General features: G+C 58.5%; 19 protein-coding genes. 11 read left to right on the plus strand and 8 right to left on the minus strand.

The window, feature by feature from the left end:
- The first annotated feature begins 27 nt into the window (after window positions 1–27).
- Complete coding sequence (locus JNX03_RS14730; protein ID WP_203209767.1) at window positions 28–1362, plus strand: mechanosensitive ion channel family protein; 1335 nt, start codon at window positions 28–30, stop codon at window positions 1360–1362.
- Window positions 1359–2534: a TIGR03862 family flavoprotein gene (locus JNX03_RS14735; RefSeq protein WP_203209768.1), complete on the plus strand. Its 1176-nt coding sequence runs from the start codon at window positions 1359–1361 to the stop codon at window positions 2532–2534. The genes JNX03_RS14730 and JNX03_RS14735 overlap by 4 nt, the downstream gene beginning before the upstream one ends.
- Here JNX03_RS14735 and JNX03_RS14740 read toward each other — a convergent pair.
- From JNX03_RS14740 to JNX03_RS14760, 5 genes are all read right to left on the minus strand, one after another.
- Window positions 2531–3130: a glutathione S-transferase family protein gene (locus JNX03_RS14740; RefSeq protein WP_203209769.1), complete on the minus strand. Its 600-nt coding sequence runs from the start codon at window positions 3128–3130 to the stop codon at window positions 2531–2533. The two genes, JNX03_RS14735 and JNX03_RS14740, sit on opposite strands and share 4 nt — an antisense overlap.
- Window positions 3131–3159: 29 nt before the next feature.
- Window positions 3160–4158, minus strand: coding sequence for a DNA polymerase III subunit delta (gene holA, locus JNX03_RS14745; protein WP_203209770.1), 999 nt, complete (start codon window positions 4156–4158; stop codon window positions 3160–3162).
- On the minus strand, window positions 4158–4649 hold the full coding sequence (gene lptE / locus JNX03_RS14750) for an LPS assembly lipoprotein LptE (RefSeq protein ID WP_203209771.1): 492 nt from the start codon (window positions 4647–4649) through the stop codon (window positions 4158–4160). Before lptE ends, holA begins: the two co-directional genes overlap by 1 nt.
- The gene (gene leuS / locus JNX03_RS14755) at window positions 4636–7182 is read right to left on the minus strand and encodes a leucine--tRNA ligase (protein WP_203209772.1); all 2547 of its coding nucleotides are present in this window, start codon (window positions 7180–7182) and stop codon (window positions 4636–4638) included. Before leuS ends, lptE begins: the two co-directional genes overlap by 14 nt.
- Window positions 7183–7269: 87 nt before the next feature.
- The gene (locus JNX03_RS14760) at window positions 7270–7770 is read right to left on the minus strand and encodes a DUF3576 domain-containing protein (RefSeq protein WP_203209773.1); all 501 of its coding nucleotides are present in this window, start codon (window positions 7768–7770) and stop codon (window positions 7270–7272) included.
- Between the two features lie 288 nt (window positions 7771–8058).
- Here JNX03_RS14760 and JNX03_RS14765 point away from each other — a divergent pair, with 288 nt between their 5' ends.
- Both JNX03_RS14765 and JNX03_RS14770 read left to right on the plus strand, forming a co-directional pair.
- A complete protein-coding gene (locus JNX03_RS14765) occupies window positions 8059–8946 on the plus strand; it encodes a porin (RefSeq protein ID WP_203209774.1) in 888 nt (295 codons plus the stop codon).
- Between the two features lie 104 nt (window positions 8947–9050).
- Window positions 9051–9704, plus strand: coding sequence for a YggS family pyridoxal phosphate-dependent enzyme (locus tag JNX03_RS14770; protein ID WP_203209775.1), 654 nt, complete (start codon window positions 9051–9053; stop codon window positions 9702–9704).
- Window position 9705: 1 nt separating this feature from the next.
- Here JNX03_RS14770 and JNX03_RS14775 read toward each other — a convergent pair whose 3' ends face one another.
- A complete protein-coding gene (locus JNX03_RS14775) occupies window positions 9706–10200 on the minus strand; it encodes a L,D-transpeptidase family protein (protein ID WP_203209776.1) in 495 nt (164 codons plus the stop codon).
- Between the two features lie 10 nt (window positions 10201–10210).
- Complete coding sequence (ribA, locus tag JNX03_RS14780; protein WP_203209777.1) at window positions 10211–11299, minus strand: GTP cyclohydrolase II; 1089 nt, start codon at window positions 11297–11299, stop codon at window positions 10211–10213.
- 164 nt (window positions 11300–11463) lie between these two features.
- Here ribA and JNX03_RS14785 point away from each other — a divergent pair, with 164 nt between their 5' ends.
- The 6 genes from JNX03_RS14785 to JNX03_RS14810 all read left to right on the plus strand — a co-directional run bounded on the left by JNX03_RS14785 (window position 11464) and on the right by JNX03_RS14810 (window position 16049).
- Window positions 11464–12150, plus strand: a complete 687-nt coding sequence (locus JNX03_RS14785; RefSeq protein ID WP_203209778.1) for a response regulator transcription factor — start codon at window positions 11464–11466, stop codon at window positions 12148–12150.
- Window positions 12151–12401: 251 nt separating this feature from the next.
- Entirely contained in the window at window positions 12402–13364 is a 963-nt protein-coding gene (locus JNX03_RS14790) for a zinc-dependent alcohol dehydrogenase family protein (RefSeq protein ID WP_203209779.1), read from the plus strand.
- Window positions 13365–13436: 72 nt separating this feature from the next.
- On the plus strand, window positions 13437–14225 hold the full coding sequence (locus JNX03_RS14795; RefSeq protein ID WP_203209780.1) for an exodeoxyribonuclease III: 789 nt from the start codon (window positions 13437–13439) through the stop codon (window positions 14223–14225).
- Window positions 14226–14280: 55 nt separating this feature from the next.
- Window positions 14281–15195: a thioredoxin gene (trxA, locus tag JNX03_RS14800; RefSeq protein ID WP_203209781.1), complete on the plus strand. Its 915-nt coding sequence runs from the start codon at window positions 14281–14283 to the stop codon at window positions 15193–15195.
- A 27-nt stretch (window positions 15196–15222) separates the two neighbouring features.
- Entirely contained in the window at window positions 15223–15867 is a 645-nt protein-coding gene (locus tag JNX03_RS14805) for an LON peptidase substrate-binding domain-containing protein (RefSeq protein WP_203209782.1), read from the plus strand.
- Entirely contained in the window at window positions 15864–16049 is a 186-nt protein-coding gene (locus tag JNX03_RS14810; RefSeq protein WP_203209783.1) for a Trm112 family protein, read from the plus strand. Before JNX03_RS14805 ends, JNX03_RS14810 begins: the two co-directional genes overlap by 4 nt.
- A 10-nt stretch (window positions 16050–16059) precedes the next feature.
- On the opposite strand, the gene JNX03_RS14815 is transcribed toward JNX03_RS14810, so the two are convergent.
- A complete protein-coding gene (locus JNX03_RS14815) occupies window positions 16060–17286 on the minus strand; it encodes a UbiH/UbiF/VisC/COQ6 family ubiquinone biosynthesis hydroxylase (RefSeq protein WP_203209784.1) in 1227 nt (408 codons plus the stop codon).
- Between the two features lie 84 nt (window positions 17287–17370).
- Here JNX03_RS14815 and JNX03_RS14820 point away from each other — a divergent pair, with 84 nt between their 5' ends.
- Window positions 17371–18699 (plus strand): amidase, encoded by a 1329-nt coding sequence (locus tag JNX03_RS14820; protein ID WP_203209785.1) that lies wholly within the window; start codon window positions 17371–17373, stop codon window positions 18697–18699.
- Window positions 18700–18733 lie beyond the last annotated feature (34 nt).

The following is an 18733-nucleotide window of genomic DNA, read 5'->3' on the forward strand; positions in this document are numbered from 1 at the left end:
GATCCGCGTTTTTGACAAGGAAAAATCATGGCTCTCGACCTTTCTGACCAGTCGGAAATTGTGCAGCAGGCCTACGGCTATGCCCAGCAAGGATGGGATCTGGCGCTCAGTTGGTTATTGAGCCCGGCGGCCTGGTCGCAGTTCGCGCTCCTGGTCCTTGCCTATTTGATGGCGGTGCTGGTAGCGCGGCGATTGCGGCCGGTATTGACCCGCCAGATCACGCCCGCCCAAGACGCCGAAGGGGTCGTTGCAGACAGCCGCCGCTTTGCTGTGATCTTCCTGCCGTTGTTGTTACCACTTTTGGCCTATGGCTTCACCGCCATTGGCGAAACGCTGGTGCGGTCCTTGTTCGACAGTGGCGCGGTGATCGCCTTTGGCAAACGGGTGTTCCTGTTTCTCGCGGCTCGCAGGTTGGTGCGGGACATCATCCATGATCCATTCCTCAAGTTGTTGGGTCGCTACGTGCTGCTGCCGGTGGCCGCACTTTATATGTTTGGGGTGCTGGATGATGTTCTGGCGGCGCTCACGGCACTGACCGTCACCTTTGGCAATATCTCCATTTCGGCCATGGCACTGATCCGCGGTATCATCGCCGGATCGATCCTGTTTTGGTTGGGCGGGTGGTCTACCCGGCAAACCTCGCAATTCATCGACGCGCAGGAACAGATGCGCCCGTCCGTGCGGCAACTGGTGGGCAAGGCCATTGAATTTGCCATATTCGCCGCAGCTTTCCTGCTGCTGCTGAATATCATGGGGATCAACCTTGGCGCGTTGGCGGTCTTGGGCGGTGCGATTGGTGTGGGTCTTGGGTTCGGTCTGCAAAAGATTGCGTCGAACTTTATCTCAGGTGTCATCTTGCTGATCGAAGGGCAGGCCACGGTCGGGGATTATGTCGAACTGGACGGCGGCGAAAGCGGCAAGATCGTCAAGATGACAGCCCGCGCCGCCATTCTGGAAACCTTTGATGGCCGCTGGATCGTGGTTCCGAACGAAGATTTCATCACCACCCGCGTCACCAACTTTTCCGACAGCGGATCGGCAAACCGATATGAGGCGCCGTTTTCCGTCAGCTATGACACCGATATCAACCTGATCCCGCCGTTGATCGAGGCGGCGGTATCCAAACATCCCGAAGTTTTGGATGCCCCCTATCCACCCGATTGCGAACTGCGCGGCTTTGGTGACAGCGGTATCGACTTCGCTGTTGAATTCTGGGTGAACGGGCTGGATGACGGGCCGAACAAATACACCTCGGATGTTTTGTTCCTGATCTGGAATGCGCTGAAAGAGGCCGGTGTCGAGATCCCCTATCCACAGCGCGTGGTTGAGATAAAAGGCCCGATGCCGGAGCTGAAATCATGAAACAGGCGGTGGTGATCGGCGCAGGGCCAGCGGGCCTGATGGCGGCCGAGGTGATGGCAGAGGCCGGTTTGGCCGTTACGGTTTGCGAGGCCAAACCTTCGGTCGGGCGCAAGTTCTTGATGGCAGGGAAATCCGGCCTCAACCTGACCAAGGACGAGGACGGCAGCAGCTTTCGCGCCGCGTTTTCCGAGGCTCGCAAGCCGCTTACCCCCATGATCGACGCCTTTGATGGGGATGCGGTGCAGGCCTGGGCCAAGGGTCTGGATCAAAAAGTGTTCACCGGCAGCACTGGGCGGGTGTTCCCGGTCGCGATGAAGGCGTCCCCATTGTTGCGGGCATGGATGACCCGCCTCGCGGCGGCGGGGGTACAGACCAACACCCGCTGGCGCTGGCAGGGGTGGGACGAAGACAAGCTGATCTTTGATACGCCAGTGGGGCCACAAACCCTGAAGGCTGATGTGACGTTACTGGCGCTGGGGGGGGCAAGCTGGGCGCGGCTGGGGTCGGACGGTGCTTGGGCTGATATCCTTGGCGGCAAAGATGTCCCGCTGGCGGCCTTCGCCCCGGCGAATGCGGGCGTCTTGATCAATTGGTCGGCGCATATGACCAAACATTTCGGCGCGGCGATCAAAGGGGTGAAGTGGACGTCTGGCCCTTATTCCTCAAAAGGGGAGGCCGTGCTTTCTGCACAGGGGCTCGAAGGTGGCGGGATCTATTCCATCTCGCGCGGGGTGCGCGAAGGGCATTCGTTGGCGCTGGATCTTTTGCCGAATATGACAGTGGCTGAGATCACCGCAAAACTGTCGAAACCGCGCGGCAAGGCAAGCCTTGCCAACCATCTGCGCAAAACGGTGAAACTGACCCAGGCCCAGATCGCATTGTTGCAAGAGATGGCGCGGCCTTTGCCAGATGGTTTGCGGGCGACGGCGCGGTTGCTCAAGGCGGTGCCCGTGACAAACGCGGGGCTACGCCCGATGGATGAGGCAATCTCGACGGCAGGTGGACTGCCTTTTGAGGCATTGGACGAGGGACTGATGATCAAAGCGCTGCCGGGGGTGTTCGCCGCTGGTGAAATGCTGGATTGGGAAGCCCCGACAGGGGGTTACCTCATTTCGGCCTGCCTTGCGACAGGCCGATGGGCCGGGCAACACGCGGCCCGCTGGGCCGGTTAAGCGGCGGCGGGTTCCTTGGCTTGAGCTGCCTTGAATGCATCCCGATCGCGCAGACCTTTGGCCCAGGTGTTCAGCTTGTCATCGACCCGTGGAAAACCCGCGCCGATAGACCAGTTGATGCAATGCACGGCCAGAATATCCGCATGGGTCATTTGATCACCCATCAGGAAGGGCCCCTCCAGACGCTCTGACAACAGGCTGGCCGCACGGCCAAATTCGGCTTTCAGGCTGTCTTTGATCTGCGGCATCCGCAATGCTTCGGGAAAGACAAAGCTGTGCTTTGCCGCTGCCCAAAGGATCGCATCAAATTCATCGATCAACCAAAAGGTCATGGCGTCCTGTCGGGCGCGTGCGGGCGTTCCGGCAGGCGCGGTCAGCATCCCGTGCTTGTCCCCAAGGTAGGTCATGATCGCAACGCTGTCGGTCAGCACATCATCACCATCGACCAAGGCCGGGATCTTGCCCGTCGGATTGTGCTTGAGCGCCTCCTCAGATCGTGGCGGGGCGGCAATCTGAACATAGTCCTGACCCAGTTCTTCGAGCATCCACATCACGCGGAAGGCCCTTGATTTGGTTGCGCCGATCACTTTGTACATCTGCTTTCCTTTCGTTCAATCGAGCCTGTTCAACGCTGTGTGCCCAGCATTGCAAGGCGGATAAATGCCCGTTCGACCAATGCCATCGCAGGCGCATTTTGTCCGGCAGAGCGCAATTTGAGGTCTGTGTCCGTCAAAACGGTCAACGCGGTCTCCAGGCGTGCCGCGCCCCAGTTGCGGGCCTGCCGCGACACGCGCTCGCGGTCACGCACGCCATAGACCGGCGCACCGGGGTTGGCGGAAATCCGGTAAAGGGTGCGAAAATGACGGGTGGCCATGATGCACAGGGTAACAGGATTAACGCCCTGTCCCTGCAGCTTGCTCATCACCGGACCAATATCGCCTGACCGCGCCTCAGCCACCACATGCAGGATGTCATCCACATCAGCCTCCGTAGAGGTCGGAGCGCAGGCGGCGACATCATCGGCGGTCAGCGCGGAGGGATCCTTCAGCTTGTATAGAGCCAGCTTTTCCAGCGTCTGACGAAAATCACCGGGGTCCAGCGCACGGGCCAGATCGGTAAGATTCGCCATCGCATCCGGCTCTGGCTTCAGTTTTGCCTCCGCCAACAAACGCTCAATCTCGGCGCGGTCGGGCGGCGTGTCATAAATCGCAGTAGCATAGGCATTGCGATGATCCTGAAACGCCTTGAGCACTTTGGAGGTTTTCTTGAGATCGCCTCCTGTCACCACAATCTGTGCATCACCGGGTTGCCAATCGGTAAGGGTATCGATCAGGATCTTGGCGATGTTGTCATTTGCATCTTCCACAAGTGCGGCCCGTGGGCCGGGGAAAAACCCTACCGCCTTGATCGCATCCAAAAGCATTGCCGGATCGCGCCGCAACTCGGCGGCGGGCATCCGGGTGAGGCGCATTTCCTCCTCGGCGTTTGGCCCAAGCAACGCCTTGAGAAACTCTTGCCGCTTCAGCGCAACACGCATCGCATCGCTGCCATATATCAACAGCCCGGTTTTGTCCGGATCAGGCCGGGAGAAATAGCCGTTGGCGTCGCGGGGGCTTAGCTTCATCAGCTCAGATCAGCGGCGTAGAGGCGTGTGATCAGTTGATCGGCCAGAATCACCATCAGACGTTTTTCCGCGTCTTGTCTGCTGGCCAATGTGGCCACGGTCGTGCCCGTGGCGGAATAGCCTGTAAAGTTCTCGACCTGACCAGATGTCAGAATTTGCCCCGTTTGCAGATCGCGCAGAGCATAATCGACCGATCCAATCAGATCAAACCGCGTGGTTTCACCCGCCCGGTTGATTGCAAGACGTTCTTCGCGTGTACTGATGTTGACAGCCAGACCATAGGCCGGAGAGGCGCCGCGCCCCAGTTTCTGTTCAATCTCGCGGGTCAGGAAATAGCCGTAGCGCGCGTTTGGTGGATCAACCTCGACCCGATCTTGCAAAAGCCGCCCGTTGCCGCCCGGCCCATAGACAGGCTGAAACCCGCAGGCGGCAAGCGCCAGTGGGGCCAGCACCATGAACCGGCGGCGATAGGTGGCTTTAGGCAACGACATTCACAATCCGTCCCGGCACAACGATGACCTTTTTCGGCGCAGCGCCATCAAGGCTTCGCACAACAGCTTCGTGGGCCAGTGCGATTTTTTCAACCTCTTCTTTGGGCATATCAGCCGGCACCTGAATCTCGGCGCGGCGTTTGCCGTTGACCTGAATGGGCAGGGTCACTGTGTCATCCACCAGCATCGCCTCGTCCGCCTTGGGCCAAGGGGCCGTCACGATCAGGCCGGTTCCGCCCTGATGCGCCCAGATATCCTCGGCCAGATGCGGGGTCATGGGCGACATGAGTTGAGCCAGTGTCATGATTGCCTCGCGCTGTGCGGCGTAACCGGCCTTGGATTTCTGCAAGATGGCGGTGAAGGCATAGAGTTTCGCGATGGCCGCGTTAAAGCCAAAGCTTTCGACGCCCATGGTCACGTCATGGATGGTCTTGTGCATGGCCCGCAGCAGATCCTCATCGCCCTGGCCTTTTGCATCCCTGTCCATCTGGCCAATGCGGTCACAGATGTTCCAGACCCGCGTGAGGTGCTTGAACGCCGCATCCGCGCCGGAGGCTGTCCATTCCACGTCCCGCTCGGGCGGCGAATCGGACAAAACAAACCAGCGGGCGGTATCCGCGCCATAGTTCGAGATAATGTGCAGCGGATCGACCACGTTTTTCTTGGATTTGGACATCTTGGCGGAGGGGATGATCTCCACTTCGGTACCATCGGCAAGTTTACCATCGGTCACATCTTCGGGCAGGTGATAGACCGGGCGCCCCTTCGCATCACGGGTCTGATAAATTTCGTGTGTCACCATGCCTTGGGTAAAGAGCGCATCAAAGGGTTCAATTGCCGTTTCCGGCAGATGGCCGGTGATCTGCATCGCGCGGGCAAAGAACCGCGAATACAGAAGGTGCAGAATCGCATGTTCAATGCCGCCGATATACTGGTCGACGTTCATCCAGTATTTGGCGTCTTCCATATTGGTCGGCGTTTCGGCCCGCGGCGCGGTGAACCGCGCAAAATACCACGACGAATCGACAAAGGTGTCCATCGTGTCGGTTTCACGCTTCGCCGGTGCACCGCAGGACGGGCAGGCACAGTCGCGCCATGTCGGATGCCGGTCCAGCGGATTGCCCGGCGTGCCAAAGTCCACATCATAGGGCAGCTCAATCGGCAAATTCTCTTTTTTCTCCGGCACCACGCCGCAGGCATCGCAATGCACAACGGGGATCGGACAACCCCAATAACGCTGACGGGACAAACCCCAATCGCGCAGGCGGTATTTGGTCACGCCTTGGCCAACGCCGTTCTGTTCGCAAAAATCAACGGCTGCGTTGATCGCCTCTTCGCCGGTTTGCCATGCGTCGCCGGCAAAACCGCGGTTGTAGAAGACCTTGTCCGATTTTGCGGGCACATATGCCTCTTCCAACACCTCGTTGGCGTCTTCGGACGGCAGATAGGTCGAGATGATGGGCAACTCGTACTTTGTCGCAAATTCAAAATCGCGCTGGTCATGCGCGGGGCATCCAAAGATCGCGCCGGTGCCGTAGTCCATGAGAATGAAGTTGGCGATATAGACCGGCAACTCATGCGCGGTATCAAAAGGGTGACGCACGCGGATGCCGGTGTCAAAGCCCAGCTTTTCGGCGGTTTCAATCGCCTCTTCCGTGGTACCGCCCTTGCGGCATTCGGCGCAGAACGCCGCCACATCTTCGTTTTCGCGCTCAAGCACTTTGGCAAGCGGATGATCCGGGGAAATCCCGACAAAGGAGGCGCCCAACAATGTATCGGGGCGTGTTGTATAAACCTCGATCCGGTCGTGACCTTCGGGGGCATCAATTGTCGAGAAGGCAAACTGAAGTCCGCGCGATTTCCCGATCCAGTTGGCTTGCATCAGCTTGACCTTTGCAGGCCAGTTGTCGAGCGTGTCCAACGCGGCAAGCAATTCTTCGGAGTGGTCCGAGATTTTGAAGAACCATTGTGTGAGTTCGCGCCGTTCGACCAATGCGCCAGAGCGCCATCCGCGACCGGCCTCAACCTGTTCGTTGGCCAGAACCGTCATATCGACTGGATCCCAGTTCACCACGGCGTTCTTGCGGTAAACCAAGCCCTCATGAAGGAAATCGAGGAACAGCGCCTGCTGCTGGCCATAATATTCCGGATCACAGGTGGCAAATTCGCGTGACCAGTCGATAGACAGGCCCAGCGGCTTCATCTGGCCGCGCATGTCGTCGATGTTGCCGTATGTCCAATCCTTGGGATGGCCACCAATGGCCATCGCCGCGTTTTCAGCAGGCATCCCGAACGCGTCCCAGCCCATCGGGTGCAAAACATTGTGGCCCGTCGCGATCTTGTAGCGCGCAATCACATCCCCCATGGTGTAGTTACGCACATGCCCCATGTGGATGCGCCCAGATGGATAGGGGAACATTTCAAGCACATAATACTTGGGCTTGTCAGCGGCGCGGACCGCCTTGAAGACTTCATCTTTTTCCCAGGCTTTTTGCCAGCGGGCTTCGATCTCGGCAGGGGTATATCGGGACATCGTATTGCGGACCTTTGGAAATAGAAAACGCCGGGCTGCTTGTGTCACAGGGCCCGGCGTTTGTGTAGACAGTTATTTTGTTCGGGCTCAGAACTTGTTGTCTGAGATACGTAGTTCGCGGGCACGGGAAAGAATCGCGTCTTCAACCGCGCGTGTGGTTGCTTTGCTGACTGATCGGCCGCCGCGCGTTTGCAGGGCAACATTCAAAGACCGTGCATCCAATGCGGGATCATCAATCAACACCGTGGCGCGATAGGCGCGGCCACCACCGGGCGGTGTTCCGTAGCCGGTAACGATGACACCTGTATATGGATCAACGGTTTGCACGGGCAGGAAGTTGAGCACTTCGAGTGTGGCAGACCACAGATACCGGTTCACAGATACCTTGTTGTCGGCTGTTTTTGCGCGGAAAATCGACCAGACCGTATTATCGGGATCGGTTTCGATATTCGCGGGGTTGTTCGCATTGTTATAGTAGGCTGGCCGTTCTGTTGCCGGACGTCCCAACTTGCCAATAGCGCCACAAGCGGTCATCGACCCTGCAATCAAGAGGGCCAGTCCGATTCTGCAAACTGTTTGACGCGCCATTCGAGCATTCCTTTGCCTGTTTGATCACTGGTCTATCCAAGCTGTGCGATCTGGGCAAGGCATATGTATTGGTGCGATTCCCAGCAAAATCAGGGTTTGCGGCGTTCAATTGTGTCCGACTTGGAAGGCAATGGGGAAAAACTGTGGCAAAGCTGCACCATTGAGCACGACATTGCAGTCTGGCGTTTCAGGCATCTTGCGCAAATGGGGGCAAAGGAGGCAAACACCCTGCATACCCTTTCCGGATTCCCCGGTCTGGGCATGTGAATTCAAACCGAGGGAAAACTCATGAAAAAAGTTCTCTTCGCTACAACAGCTCTGGTTGCGACAGCCGGCGTTGCAGCAGCAGACGTTACATTCGGCGGCTGGGGCCGCTTTGGTATCCTGTACAACGAAGCAAACGTTGGCAACGAAACCAACATCACAAGCCGTTTCCGTCTGCAGATCGACGCGACAGCCGAATCTGACGGTGGCGTAACATTTGGTGCACGCGTTCGCATGCAGCAGAACAACACAGACAACGGCAACAGCCCAGCAGGCACAGGCTTCAACGGCGCGCGTTTCTTCGCACGTTCCGGCGGCCTGGAAGTTGGCGTTGGTAACATCTACGGCGCGATCGAATTCATGCCAGGCATGTACCCAATCGACCTCGGCCTGACCGGTCTGGGTTACGAGTACACCGCATACCAGTTCCGCGCTGACGCGTATTCTTCCGGTGGCAACGGTTCCGCAGGCTCCAACGGCGTTGAAGTTCTGTACTCCATGGGCGACCTGTCCTTCCACGTGTCCGCTTCCGACACCAACGACCGTATCGCCGCACACGCAGCATACTCCTGGAACGGCTGGACATTTGCTCTGGGTGCTCAGGACTCCAACAACGCAGCTGACACAGAACTGGCCGCTTCGGTTTCCGGTTCCTTCGGTCCAGTTGACGTAACTCTGGCCTATGCCGACAACGGCACAGCTGGCGACCACATCACTCTGGCCGGTCGTTTCGACGTTGGCGCAGCAACAAACGTAGAAGTCTACGTTGCTGATGCGGACAACTTCGCAAACACATCCTACGGTGTTGACTTCAACCACGATCTGGGTGGCGGTACATCGCTGCGCGGCGGTATCGCATCGCTGAGCAACGACACAGTACGTGCCGACCTGGGTGTTCGCTTCAACTTCTAAGTTGATCTGAACCACGGTATTGGGGGCAGGCCTTTGGTCTGCCCCTTTTCTTTTGCGCGGGTCTGGTGTTTTCTGCCGCTCCCACCTCCCAAGAGCGTAAGATCATGAGCCTGCAAGACATCACCACCCGTATTTCCCAAGCCGAACAAGACGCAGGGCGTGAGCCCGGATCGGTTAAGCTGATCGCGGTCAGCAAGGTGCAGCCGAACGAACGGGTCGCGGATGTATTGTCTCAGGGTCACCGCTGTTTCGGCGAAAACAAGGTGCAAGAGGCCGCAGGCAAATGGCCTGATTTCAAGGACAGCTTTGACGGCGTTGATTTGCACCTGATCGGACCCCTACAAAGCAACAAAACCCGGCAGGCGATGGAGCTTTTTGATACAATCCACTCGGTTGACCGGCCCAAGCTTGCCAAAGCCATCGCGCGGATTGCGCAAGAGATCGGGCGCTGCCCTGATCTGTTCATCCAGGTCAACACTGGCGAAGAGCCGCAAAAGGCCGGTGTCATGCCGGGAGAAACGGATGCCTTTGTCGCGGAATGCCGCGCGCTTGATTTGCCGATCAAGGGATTGATGTGCATCCCGCCAGCGGATGAAGAACCGTCCTTGCACTTTGCCTTGCTTGCCAAGATTGCCAAACGCAATGATCTGACCGGCCTCTCCATGGGCATGAGCAGTGACTTTGAGCGGGCCATCGCATTGGGCGCAACCCATGTGCGTGTCGGCTCTGCCATATTCGGGGATCGCGTTCCGGCCTAGATCAACGAACGATGAGCCGCGTTCCACGCTCCGTTCTGGCTGCAATCCATCGCAAGTCACCCCTGCGCAGCCCAATGCACCCTTCGGTCGGGACCCCTGGACGTCTGTGTTGATGAACAAAGATCGCAGACCCAAGGCCCGCCTTGGCATCGGGCCAATTCCAATCGGTGAGCAGAACAAGATCATAAAGCGGGTCCGCCCGCCGCAAGCTTTCTGCGCTATGGGCGTAAGGCACCCGAACCATCTGGTTATAATTGGCATCACCCGAGGCATCTGACCAAAGATCACCGGGCCGGATCGGCACTGCCCAAGGCGCGGGGGCAGCCATTCTGTCGGGCCGGTACAACATACCGACGATGTGATGAACACCGCGCGGCGTGGCACCGTCGCCTTCGCGCTTGTCCGATGTAATGCCACCTTTGCCAAGGGTGCAGGGGAACCGCCGCCCGAGAAACCGCAGGCCAAGTGGCGTCAGCACCATATCTTCGGGCGTCATTGCGGCCATATCAAAGAAGATGACCGGACTTGGCCGCCTTGGTCGCCAGATAGTCGCGGTTGTAGTGGTTTTCCCCCACCATCAGCGGCACCCGTTCAGCCACATCAATGCCGCTGGCCTGCATCATCTCTACCTTGCGCGGATTGTTGGTCAGCAGTCGCACAGCAGAAAACCCCATGGATTTCAGAATGTCAGAGCCCAGCCGAAAATCACGTTCATCATCCTCAAAGCCAAGCCTATGATTGGCCTCAACTGTGTCAAACCCCTGATCCTGAAGCGAATAGGCCCGCATCTTGTTGGCCAACCCGATCCCGCGCCCCTCTTGATTGAGGTAAAGCAGAACGCCATGCCCCTCTTGCCCCATTTGCGCCAATGCCGCTCGCAATTGGGGGCCGCAATCGCATTTGAGGCTGCCCATGACATCGCCGGTGAAACAGGCTGAATGCAGCCGTGCCAGCACGGGCTTGTTGCGGTCCGGGCGGCCTACTTCGATGGCATAATGCTCTTCGCCGCCGTCTTCGGGACGGAAGATATGCAAACGGCCCGCATCGGAGGCTTCCATCGGCAGGCGGGCATTGACCACCGGATGCAGATCGCTGCGCAAAGACAGGATCGGCATCGCGGCCACCAGATCCAGTGCCGTCAGCCCATGTTGCGCGGCAAATCCGCGACCGTCAGGCAGACCCAGAACCAAAACCGCAGGCAAAAGCCGGGCCGATTTCACCAATTGCAACGCAGTGCGATGCGCGTCCACAGCGCCGCCACGGACGCAATTGAACGGACCTTTCATCGGCGAACGCAGGTCATCTGCCGGATTGGCGATGCTTTGCACCCATGCCGGCGTGGCATCATCGGGCAGCGGAAGCCGCGCCAGATCGTTGTCATAGACCCGCGCCTTGAGCGTTTCGGCACGCCGCGCCGTGATTGTCAGAACAGGTGAGCCGCCCAACGCCAACAAATCGGTAAGCCGCTGCGCGTTCAATGTCTCAGCGGCCAGAACCAGCACGGATTGCACACCGTTCAGCACCACAGGCACGCCCATGCGCAAATCGGCCCTTGCGCGGGCCAGTTGTTCGGTAATGTCGGGACCAAAACTCATGTGATAATATAACTTCTTTGTTGGGCAGGGTCTACTTACGCCTTCGTGACACAGATTGAAACATTTCAGGTGCTTTGCAACACGAGGCCGTGAAAGAATTGCAGCAAACCTTGCCGCAGCGGGGTGCAAGACGCATCTATATTCCAAGTTGATTGGAGAAATGTATGGCCCAGCTCAAGAAGATCCTGCTTGTGGACGATGATGACGACCTGCGCGAAGCGTTGAGCGAGCAATTGTTCATGACTGAAGACTTTGATGTCTTCGAAGCGGAAAACGGGGCCGATGCAATGTCCCGTGCCAAAGAGGCAATCTATGATCTGGTGATCCTTGATGTGGGCCTGCCCGATACCGATGGTCGCGAGCTGTGCCGCCTGATGCGCAAACAGGGTGTGAAAAGCCCGATTGTAATGCTGACCGGTCATGACACGGACGCAGACACAATCCTGGGCCTGGATGCTGGCGCCAATGATTACGTCAGCAAACCGTTCAAATTCCCGGTTCTGCTCGCACGCATACGCGCCCAGTTGCGCCAGCACGAACAATCCGAAGACGCGGTGTTCCAGCTTGGGCCATATACCTTCAAACCTTCGATGAAGATGTTGATTACCGAAGAAGACCGCAAGGTGCGCCTGACCGAGAAGGAAACCAATATCCTCAAGTTTCTTTATCGTTCAAACGATGGCGTGGTGCCGCGTGACGTTCTGCTGCATGAGGTCTGGGGCTACAATGCCGGGGTCACGACCCACACGCTTGAGACGCATATTTATCGGCTTCGACAAAAAATTGAACCAGATCCGTCAAATGCGCGCCTTCTTGTTACGGAAAGTGGTGGGTACAGGCTCATGGCCTGATTCGCGGGAACCATTTTCGCGAAACCGAATTATTTCCCTGAGCGGCGGGGTTTTCATGACCTGCCAATCGGTTTGAACCCGAAGCATGTGTCCGGGCAATGACACATACCTCCCTGTTGGACTCGGGCCGGACATCTTGTCTGGCCCTTTTTTTCTGCCCCAAGCGGCCGCGCTGTCCAAGTGACGTTGCGGCCCGTGGTCTGGCGCCGCCAGCGCTACTGCCCCATGTTGTGGGGAACAGGAGTAAACACATGAAGCAAGTGATCTACGAAACCTTTGGCAATCCGGCGGACGTGCTCAAAGTTGTTGAAACGCCCGATATGCCCTTGGCCGAAGGCCAGGTGCGGGTGAAAGTGTTGCGTGCGCCGATCAACCCATCTGACCTTATTCAGGTGTCGGGCAATTATGGTGTGAAACCGCCGCTGCCTGCTATCGCGGGCAACGAAGGGCTGGGCCGCATTGTCGAAGGGCCGGGAGAGGGGCAATTGGTTTTGCTGCCAGCCGGGCAGGGCACTTGGGTCAGTGAAACGGTTTGCGATCCCCGTCATCTGGTGCCGCTGCCCGAGGGGGATCTGGACCAGCTTTCAATGCTGCTGGTCAATCCGGCCACGGCGGCGCTGCTTTTGACAGATTACGTCGATCTGAAAGAGGGCGACTGGGTGATCCAGTCTGCCGCAAACTCTGCCGTGGGTGGCTATCTGGTCCAACTGGCCAAAGCCAAAGGCATCAATGTGGTTTGCGTGGTGCGCCGCGAAAGCGCAATTGCAGGATTGAAAGATCTGGGCGCAGATGTGGTGTTGGTCGACAGCCCTGATTTGGCGCGGGACGTCAAAGCCGCCACAGGCGCCAAGATGAAGCTGGCGGTGGATGCGGTGGCGGGCAAAACCGCTGGCCGCCTTGCAGACACGCTGGAGCCGGGCGGAACCTTGGTGAATTACGGCGGCATGTCCAACGAGGACAGCGCGATTGGAGCTGCGGCGCTTATTTTCAACAACATCACAGTGCGCGGCTTTTGGTTGGTCACATGGATGAACGCGGCGGACAAGGCGACACGCGCGGCGCTTTATGCAGATCTGGCGGGCCAGATTGCCAAGGGTACGCTTTATGCGCCCATCGACAAACATTTCACCCTCGATGAAATTGCCGAAGCGGCGAAATATTCCTGGGCGGGCGAGCGGAACGGCAAGGTGATGATCGCGCCAAACGGCGTCTGATTTCATCATGGCGGCGGGCGGCGGCAAGGAGTAGGGTGCGGCCCAAACACCCCAAACCGGAGCCTGCCGCCCATGTCTTTTTCCCTCGCCACCTGGAACATCAACTCCGTTCGCCTGCGCGAACCTCTGGTGCTGCGCTTGCTGAAAGAACACGGGCCAGATGTATTGTGCTTGCAGGAATGCAAAAGCCCGGTGGACAAGATCCCGACTGAGGCTTTTCACGCGGCGGGCTATACCCACATGGTTGCGCGCGGGCAAAAGGGCTATAACGGCGTGGCAATCCTGTCCCGCTTGCCGTTGGAAGATGTCGGTGATCGCGATTTTGCCGCGCTTGGCCATGCCCGCCATGTAGCGGCCAAGCTGGAGAACGGCACGACCATCCACAACTTCTATGTGCCTGCGGGCGGTGACAAGCCGGACCGCGAGATCAACGAAAAGTTTGGTCAAAAGCTGGATTACCTGTCCGAGATGCGCGACTGGTTCCATGCGGAAAATCCAGAAAAATCCATCATGGTCGGCGATCTGAACATTGCCCCGCGTGAGGATGATGTCTGGGACCACAAAAAACTGCTCAAGGTGGTGAGCCACACTCCGGTTGAGGTTGAGGCACTTGCCGAGACCCAAGATGCAGGCAAATGGGTGGACATCACACGACAGGATATTCCGCAAGGCAATCTGTATAGCTGGTGGTCTTATCGCTCTCCCGATTGGGATGCCGCCGATAAGGGCCGCAGGCTCGATCATATCTGGGCGACACAAGACATTTCGAACGCCGGTCACTCCAGTCATGTTGTGCGCGATGTCCGCGGATGGCAACAACCCAGCGACCACGCCCCGGTTTTTGCGACCTTTGACCTTTGAATCTGCGCCAACTGCCTACATATAGGCACCAAACGCGCAACGCGAGGAATTGAAAATGATGGAACTGAACCTGTCGGGTGCGCCCGATGCCGATTTGATCAAAGACAGCGACGAAGCGTCGTTCATGCAAGACGTGGTCGAGGCGTCGCAGACGACCCCGATCGTTGTAGATTTCTGGGCGCCATGGTGCGGCCCCTGCAAGACCCTTGGTCCACAGCTTGAAGCGGCAGTGAAAGCTGCAAAGGGCGCGGTCAAGATGGTCAAGGTCAACGTTGACGAAGCTCAGATGATCGCCGGTCAGTTGCAGATCCAATCCATTCCAACCGTTTATGCCTTTCACAAAGGTCAGCCGATTGATGGCTTTCAAGGTGCCCAGCCCGAGTCCGAGATCAAGGCCTTTATCGACCGCGTCGTGAAAGCCGCGGGCGGCGAAGCGCCGGGCGAGCAACTGGACGAAGCGGTCGCCGCCGCAGAGGAAATGCTGGCCGAAGGCGCAGCTTCGGATGCGGCGCAGACCTTTGCCGCCATCCTTGGCGAAGACCCGCTGCACGCGGCCGCTTATGGCGGCATGGTGCGGTCCTATCTGGCGCTGGATGATCTTGATCACGCCGAAGCCCTGCTGAATGGTGCGCCGATCGAAATCTCCAAAGCGCCGGAACTCGAAGCCGCCCATGCCCAGCTTGAATTGGCACGGCAGGCCGCTGATGCCGGTCCCGTGGCCGAATTGACTGCTGCTGTCGAAGCCAATCCAGAGGACAATCATGCACGGTTTGATCTGGCGCAGGCGCTTTATGCCAATGGCGATGCCGAAGGGGCGGTGGATCATCTGCTCGACATCTTCAAGCGGGATCGGGAATGGAACGATAGCGCCGCCAAGACACAGCTGTTCACCATTTTCGACGCGCTGAAACCGAATGATCCGGTGGTTCTCAACGGGCGGCGCAAGCTTAGCTCAATGATATTTGCCTGATTGGCTTGGCGGGCTAGATCGTTGTCCATGATAAAGCCAACCGAATTGCCCGACACAATTGCGATTTTTCCGCTGGCGGGGGCGTTGCTTTTGCCGCGGTCGCGGTTGCCGCTGCACATCTTTGAACCGCGGTATCTTCAGATGATATCCGATGCGCTCAAGACTGATGGCCGGCTCATTGGCATGGTGCAACCCAACGAGGTGCCCGGCCGGGAAGGGCCGGGTTTGCAGACCATCGGCTGTGCGGGTCGGATTACACAGTTTTCCGAAACCGAAGACGGGCGGTACATGATCACCCTCGGCGGTGTCTCGCGGTTTCGCGTGATACAAGAGGTTGAGGGGTTCACGCCCTATCGTCGCTGCGATGTCAGCTGGGATGGGTTTGGCCGGGATCTGGGCAAAGAAGAAGGCGACAGCGGATTTTGCCGCAAACCGTTCCTGACATTGCTGGGCCGGTATTTCGACACGTTGGGCCTGTCGGCCGACTGGGACACGCTGAAAGATGCGGAGGACGAGTTGCTGATCAATTCCCTTTCGATGATGTTGGAATTTGACCCCGAGGACAAACAAGCCTTGTTAGAAGCGCCATCGCTTGAAACGCGGCGCGAAACATTGGTGACGCTGATAGAATACGCCATGCGCGGCGGTCAGGAAGAAGGATTGATGCAATGACCAACACCGAAGTGCAGTTCGACCGCCGGATGCTTGAAGCGCTGATTTGCCCACGGACCCAAGCCACGCTGCGCTATGACGCGGAAAATCAGGAACTGGTGTCGAAAGAGGCCGGTCTGGCCTATCCGATCCGCAATGGCATTCCAGTGATGCTTGAAGATGAGGCGCGTATCCTCGACTGATCCTTTCAGATCAAAGCGGTTTGCCCTGCATCAGGCGCGGCAATTCCCCATTGAGACCAGCGGCCTCACGGATAAATCCACGCCGCAAACCCGGCAGGGCATTGACCGCTGCCATCCCCAGATCCCGCGCTGCGCGTAGTAATGGATTGTCGTTCGAAAACAGCTTGTTAAAGCTGTCCGTCGCCAGTGCCAGCGATGTGTTGTCAAAGCGGCGCCATTCCTGGTAGCGGGCCAATGCGGCGTCTGATCCGATGTCTTCACCGCGCTGCTGCGCTTCTGCGATCACCTCGGCCAAGGCAGCGACATCGCGCAGACCAGCGTTCAGTCCTTGCCCTGCAATCGGGTGCATCCCGTGGGCCGCATCCCCGACGAGCGCGACGCGAGGGGCAATCATTTCATGGGCCAGTGACAGGCCCAACGGATAGGTGAACCGCGCCCCGGCAAGCGAGATTTGACCAAGGAAACTGCCGAAGCGCGGGCGCAACACGTCGATATAATCGTCGTCCGGCAGGGCGTGAATCCGGGCGGCGTTCTGGGTTGTCTCACTCCAGACGATAGACGAACGGTTGCCCTTGAGCGGTAAGATCGCCAGCGGACCGGGCGGCATGAAAAACTGGTGTGCAACGCCATCGTGCGGCAATTCATGATCAATCGCGCAGACCAAGGCGGTTTGCCCGTAGCTTTGGACAACCCGTTTTATCCCGGCCCTTTCGCCGGTGCCGCTGCTGCGGCCATCTGCGCCGATCAGCAGACGCGCCCGCAAGGTTTTGCCGCTGTCCAACGTGACCGTGATACCATTTGCATCGACATCCTGCCCAACCACCCGTGTGCCGTTGATCTGGGTAAGGCCCGGCGTCGATTTCACCGCGTCCAAAAGGGCGCGGCGCAGGTGCCGATCCTCGACCATGTACCCCATCGGGCCTTCTTCGATTTCGGCATGATCAAACTGCATCACGAACGGCGAAGGGCCTTCGCCCGCGCGGCCATCGGTAACTTTGATCTCAAGCATCGGCTGCGCCTCATCGGCAATCACGGGCCATATCCCAAGCCCCTGCATCAACCGCATAGACGCCAAGGCCAGGGAATAGGACCGCCCGTCAAACTTTGCGTTCTTGCGCAGCTTGAGATCCAGCGCATCTATCACGGTGACCTTCAGGCCGATCTGCGCCAAAGCGAGTGCAAGCGCTGGCCCGTTCAGGCCACCGCCCACAATTGCGATATCGGTATCAAATGTCATGCCCTTAGATATGCGCGGCAGGTGGGGATTGTCCATGTGCCCAAGCGCCGCTACCGTCACCAAAAATCACGGAAGGGTAAGACCATGCAGGACTGGCTAATGATGACCGCCGCAGACTTGGGACGCGGGATTGCGGAAGGGCAGATTGATCCGGTGGCGCTGTGCCAGACCTATCTGGATGCCATTGATGCGCATCCCCTGCGGGATCGCATATATGCACGTGTGACGGCAGACCGGGCCTTGGCCGAGGCGCAGGCCGCATCGGAACGCGCCAAATCGGGGCATCGCCTGTCTGCGCTGGATGGTGTCCCGGTCTCTTGGAAGGATCTGTTTGATACCGCAGGTGTGGCAACAGAGGCCGGATCCAAACTGCTGGAAGGGCGGGTGCCGGACCGGGATGCGGTCGTCTTGCAAAACGCCACCGCTGCGGGTTTGGTTTGTCTGGGCAAAACCCACATGAGCGAGCTAGCCTTCTCGGGGCTTGGGCACAATCCCAGCACGGCAACGCCGCCATCCGTGAATGATCCAGACGGCGTGTCGGGTGGCTCATCCTCCGGCGCAGCGGCCTCAGTTGCTTTTGGTCTGGCCGCGGCGGGCATCGGGTCTGATACGGGCGGTTCGGTGCGCATCCCTGCGGCGTGGAATGACCTTGTTGGCCTCAAGACCACATCGGACCGGCTGACCCTCGAAGGGGTGGTGCCGCTCGCCCTAAGGTTTGACACGATTGGTCCGCTCTGCCGCTCGGTCGAGGACGCGAGCCTTTTGCTGGCCGCGCTGGAAGGGACCAAAGCCGCTGATCTGCATCACGCTGATATTGAGGGGCGTCGCTTTGCCCGCCTGACCACCGTTGCAATGGATGATCTGCGCGAGGCACCCGCCGCCGCCTATGCGGATGCGCTTGCCCGGCTCGAAGCGGCAGGCGCCATTATCGAGGATATCGATGTGCCGGAAGTGAACGAGGTGATGCCGCTCTCTGGCTGCCTTTACACAGCTGAGGCTTATGGATTGTGGCGGGATGTGATTGAGGCCAATCCGGAAAAAATGTTCTCCGAAATCCTTGAACGGTTCCTTTTGGGCAAAGGATTCTCCGGCCCCGATTACGTGGCCGCTTGGGCGACCTTACATGCGGCCCGCGAAGGGTTCTATGCCGCCACCGCCGGTTTTGACGCGGTGCTTCTACCAACCGCGCCGATCTTGCCGCCCAATCTTGCGCGGCTCACTCAGGACCACGATTACTATGTCTCGGAAAACCTTATGGCACTGCGCAACACCCGCATCGGCAACCTGATGGGCGGTTGTGCCCTGACCTTGCCAACGGGCACGCCGTCGTGCGGACTGATGATGATGGCCCCGCCAAATCACGAAGAACGGTTGCTGCGACTTGGTGCAGCGGTCGAAGAGGCGTTGGGATGACATTGGCGCAAATGCCACAAATAGCACCGTAATT

It is taken from the genome of Sulfitobacter mediterraneus (assembly GCF_016801775.1).
GTDB classification, from domain to species: Bacteria; Pseudomonadota; Alphaproteobacteria; order Rhodobacterales; family Rhodobacteraceae; genus Sulfitobacter; species Sulfitobacter mediterraneus_A.

Coding starts and splice junctions, on each gene's coding strand:
- JNX03_RS14770 (WP_203209775.1), top strand. CDS start 9,051: ATGAGCCTGCAAGACATCACCACCCGTATTTCCCAAGCCGAACAAGAC.
- JNX03_RS14795 (WP_203209780.1), top strand. CDS start 13,437: ATGTCTTTTTCCCTCGCCACCTGGAACATCAACTCCGTTCGCCTGCGC.
- holA (WP_203209770.1), bottom strand. CDS start 4,158: ATGAAGCTAAGCCCCCGCGACGCCAACGGCTATTTCTCCCGGCCTGAT.
- ribA (WP_203209777.1), bottom strand. CDS start 11,299: ATGAGTTTTGGTCCCGACATTACCGAACAACTGGCCCGCGCAAGGGCC.
- JNX03_RS14760 (WP_203209773.1), bottom strand. CDS start 7,770: ATGGCGCGTCAAACAGTTTGCAGAATCGGACTGGCCCTCTTGATTGCA.
- JNX03_RS14820 (WP_203209785.1), top strand. CDS start 17,371: ATGCAGGACTGGCTAATGATGACCGCCGCAGACTTGGGACGCGGGATT.
- JNX03_RS14785 (WP_203209778.1), top strand. CDS start 11,464: ATGGCCCAGCTCAAGAAGATCCTGCTTGTGGACGATGATGACGACCTG.
- JNX03_RS14815 (WP_203209784.1), bottom strand. CDS start 17,286: ATGACATTTGATACCGATATCGCAATTGTGGGCGGTGGCCTGAACGGG.
- JNX03_RS14810 (WP_203209783.1), top strand. CDS start 15,864: ATGACCAACACCGAAGTGCAGTTCGACCGCCGGATGCTTGAAGCGCTG.
- leuS (WP_203209772.1), bottom strand. CDS start 7,182: ATGTCCCGATATACCCCTGCCGAGATCGAAGCCCGCTGGCAAAAAGCC.
- trxA (WP_203209781.1), top strand. CDS start 14,281: ATGATGGAACTGAACCTGTCGGGTGCGCCCGATGCCGATTTGATCAAA.
- JNX03_RS14805 (WP_203209782.1), top strand. CDS start 15,223: ATGATAAAGCCAACCGAATTGCCCGACACAATTGCGATTTTTCCGCTG.
- JNX03_RS14765 (WP_203209774.1), top strand. CDS start 8,059: ATGAAAAAAGTTCTCTTCGCTACAACAGCTCTGGTTGCGACAGCCGGC.
- lptE (WP_203209771.1), bottom strand. CDS start 4,649: ATGTCGTTGCCTAAAGCCACCTATCGCCGCCGGTTCATGGTGCTGGCC.
- JNX03_RS14790 (WP_203209779.1), top strand. CDS start 12,402: ATGAAGCAAGTGATCTACGAAACCTTTGGCAATCCGGCGGACGTGCTC.
- JNX03_RS14775 (WP_203209776.1), bottom strand. CDS start 10,200: ATGACGCCCGAAGATATGGTGCTGACGCCACTTGGCCTGCGGTTTCTC.
- JNX03_RS14740 (WP_203209769.1), bottom strand. CDS start 3,130: ATGTACAAAGTGATCGGCGCAACCAAATCAAGGGCCTTCCGCGTGATG.
- JNX03_RS14730 (WP_203209767.1), top strand. CDS start 28: ATGGCTCTCGACCTTTCTGACCAGTCGGAAATTGTGCAGCAGGCCTAC.
- JNX03_RS14735 (WP_203209768.1), top strand. CDS start 1,359: ATGAAACAGGCGGTGGTGATCGGCGCAGGGCCAGCGGGCCTGATGGCG.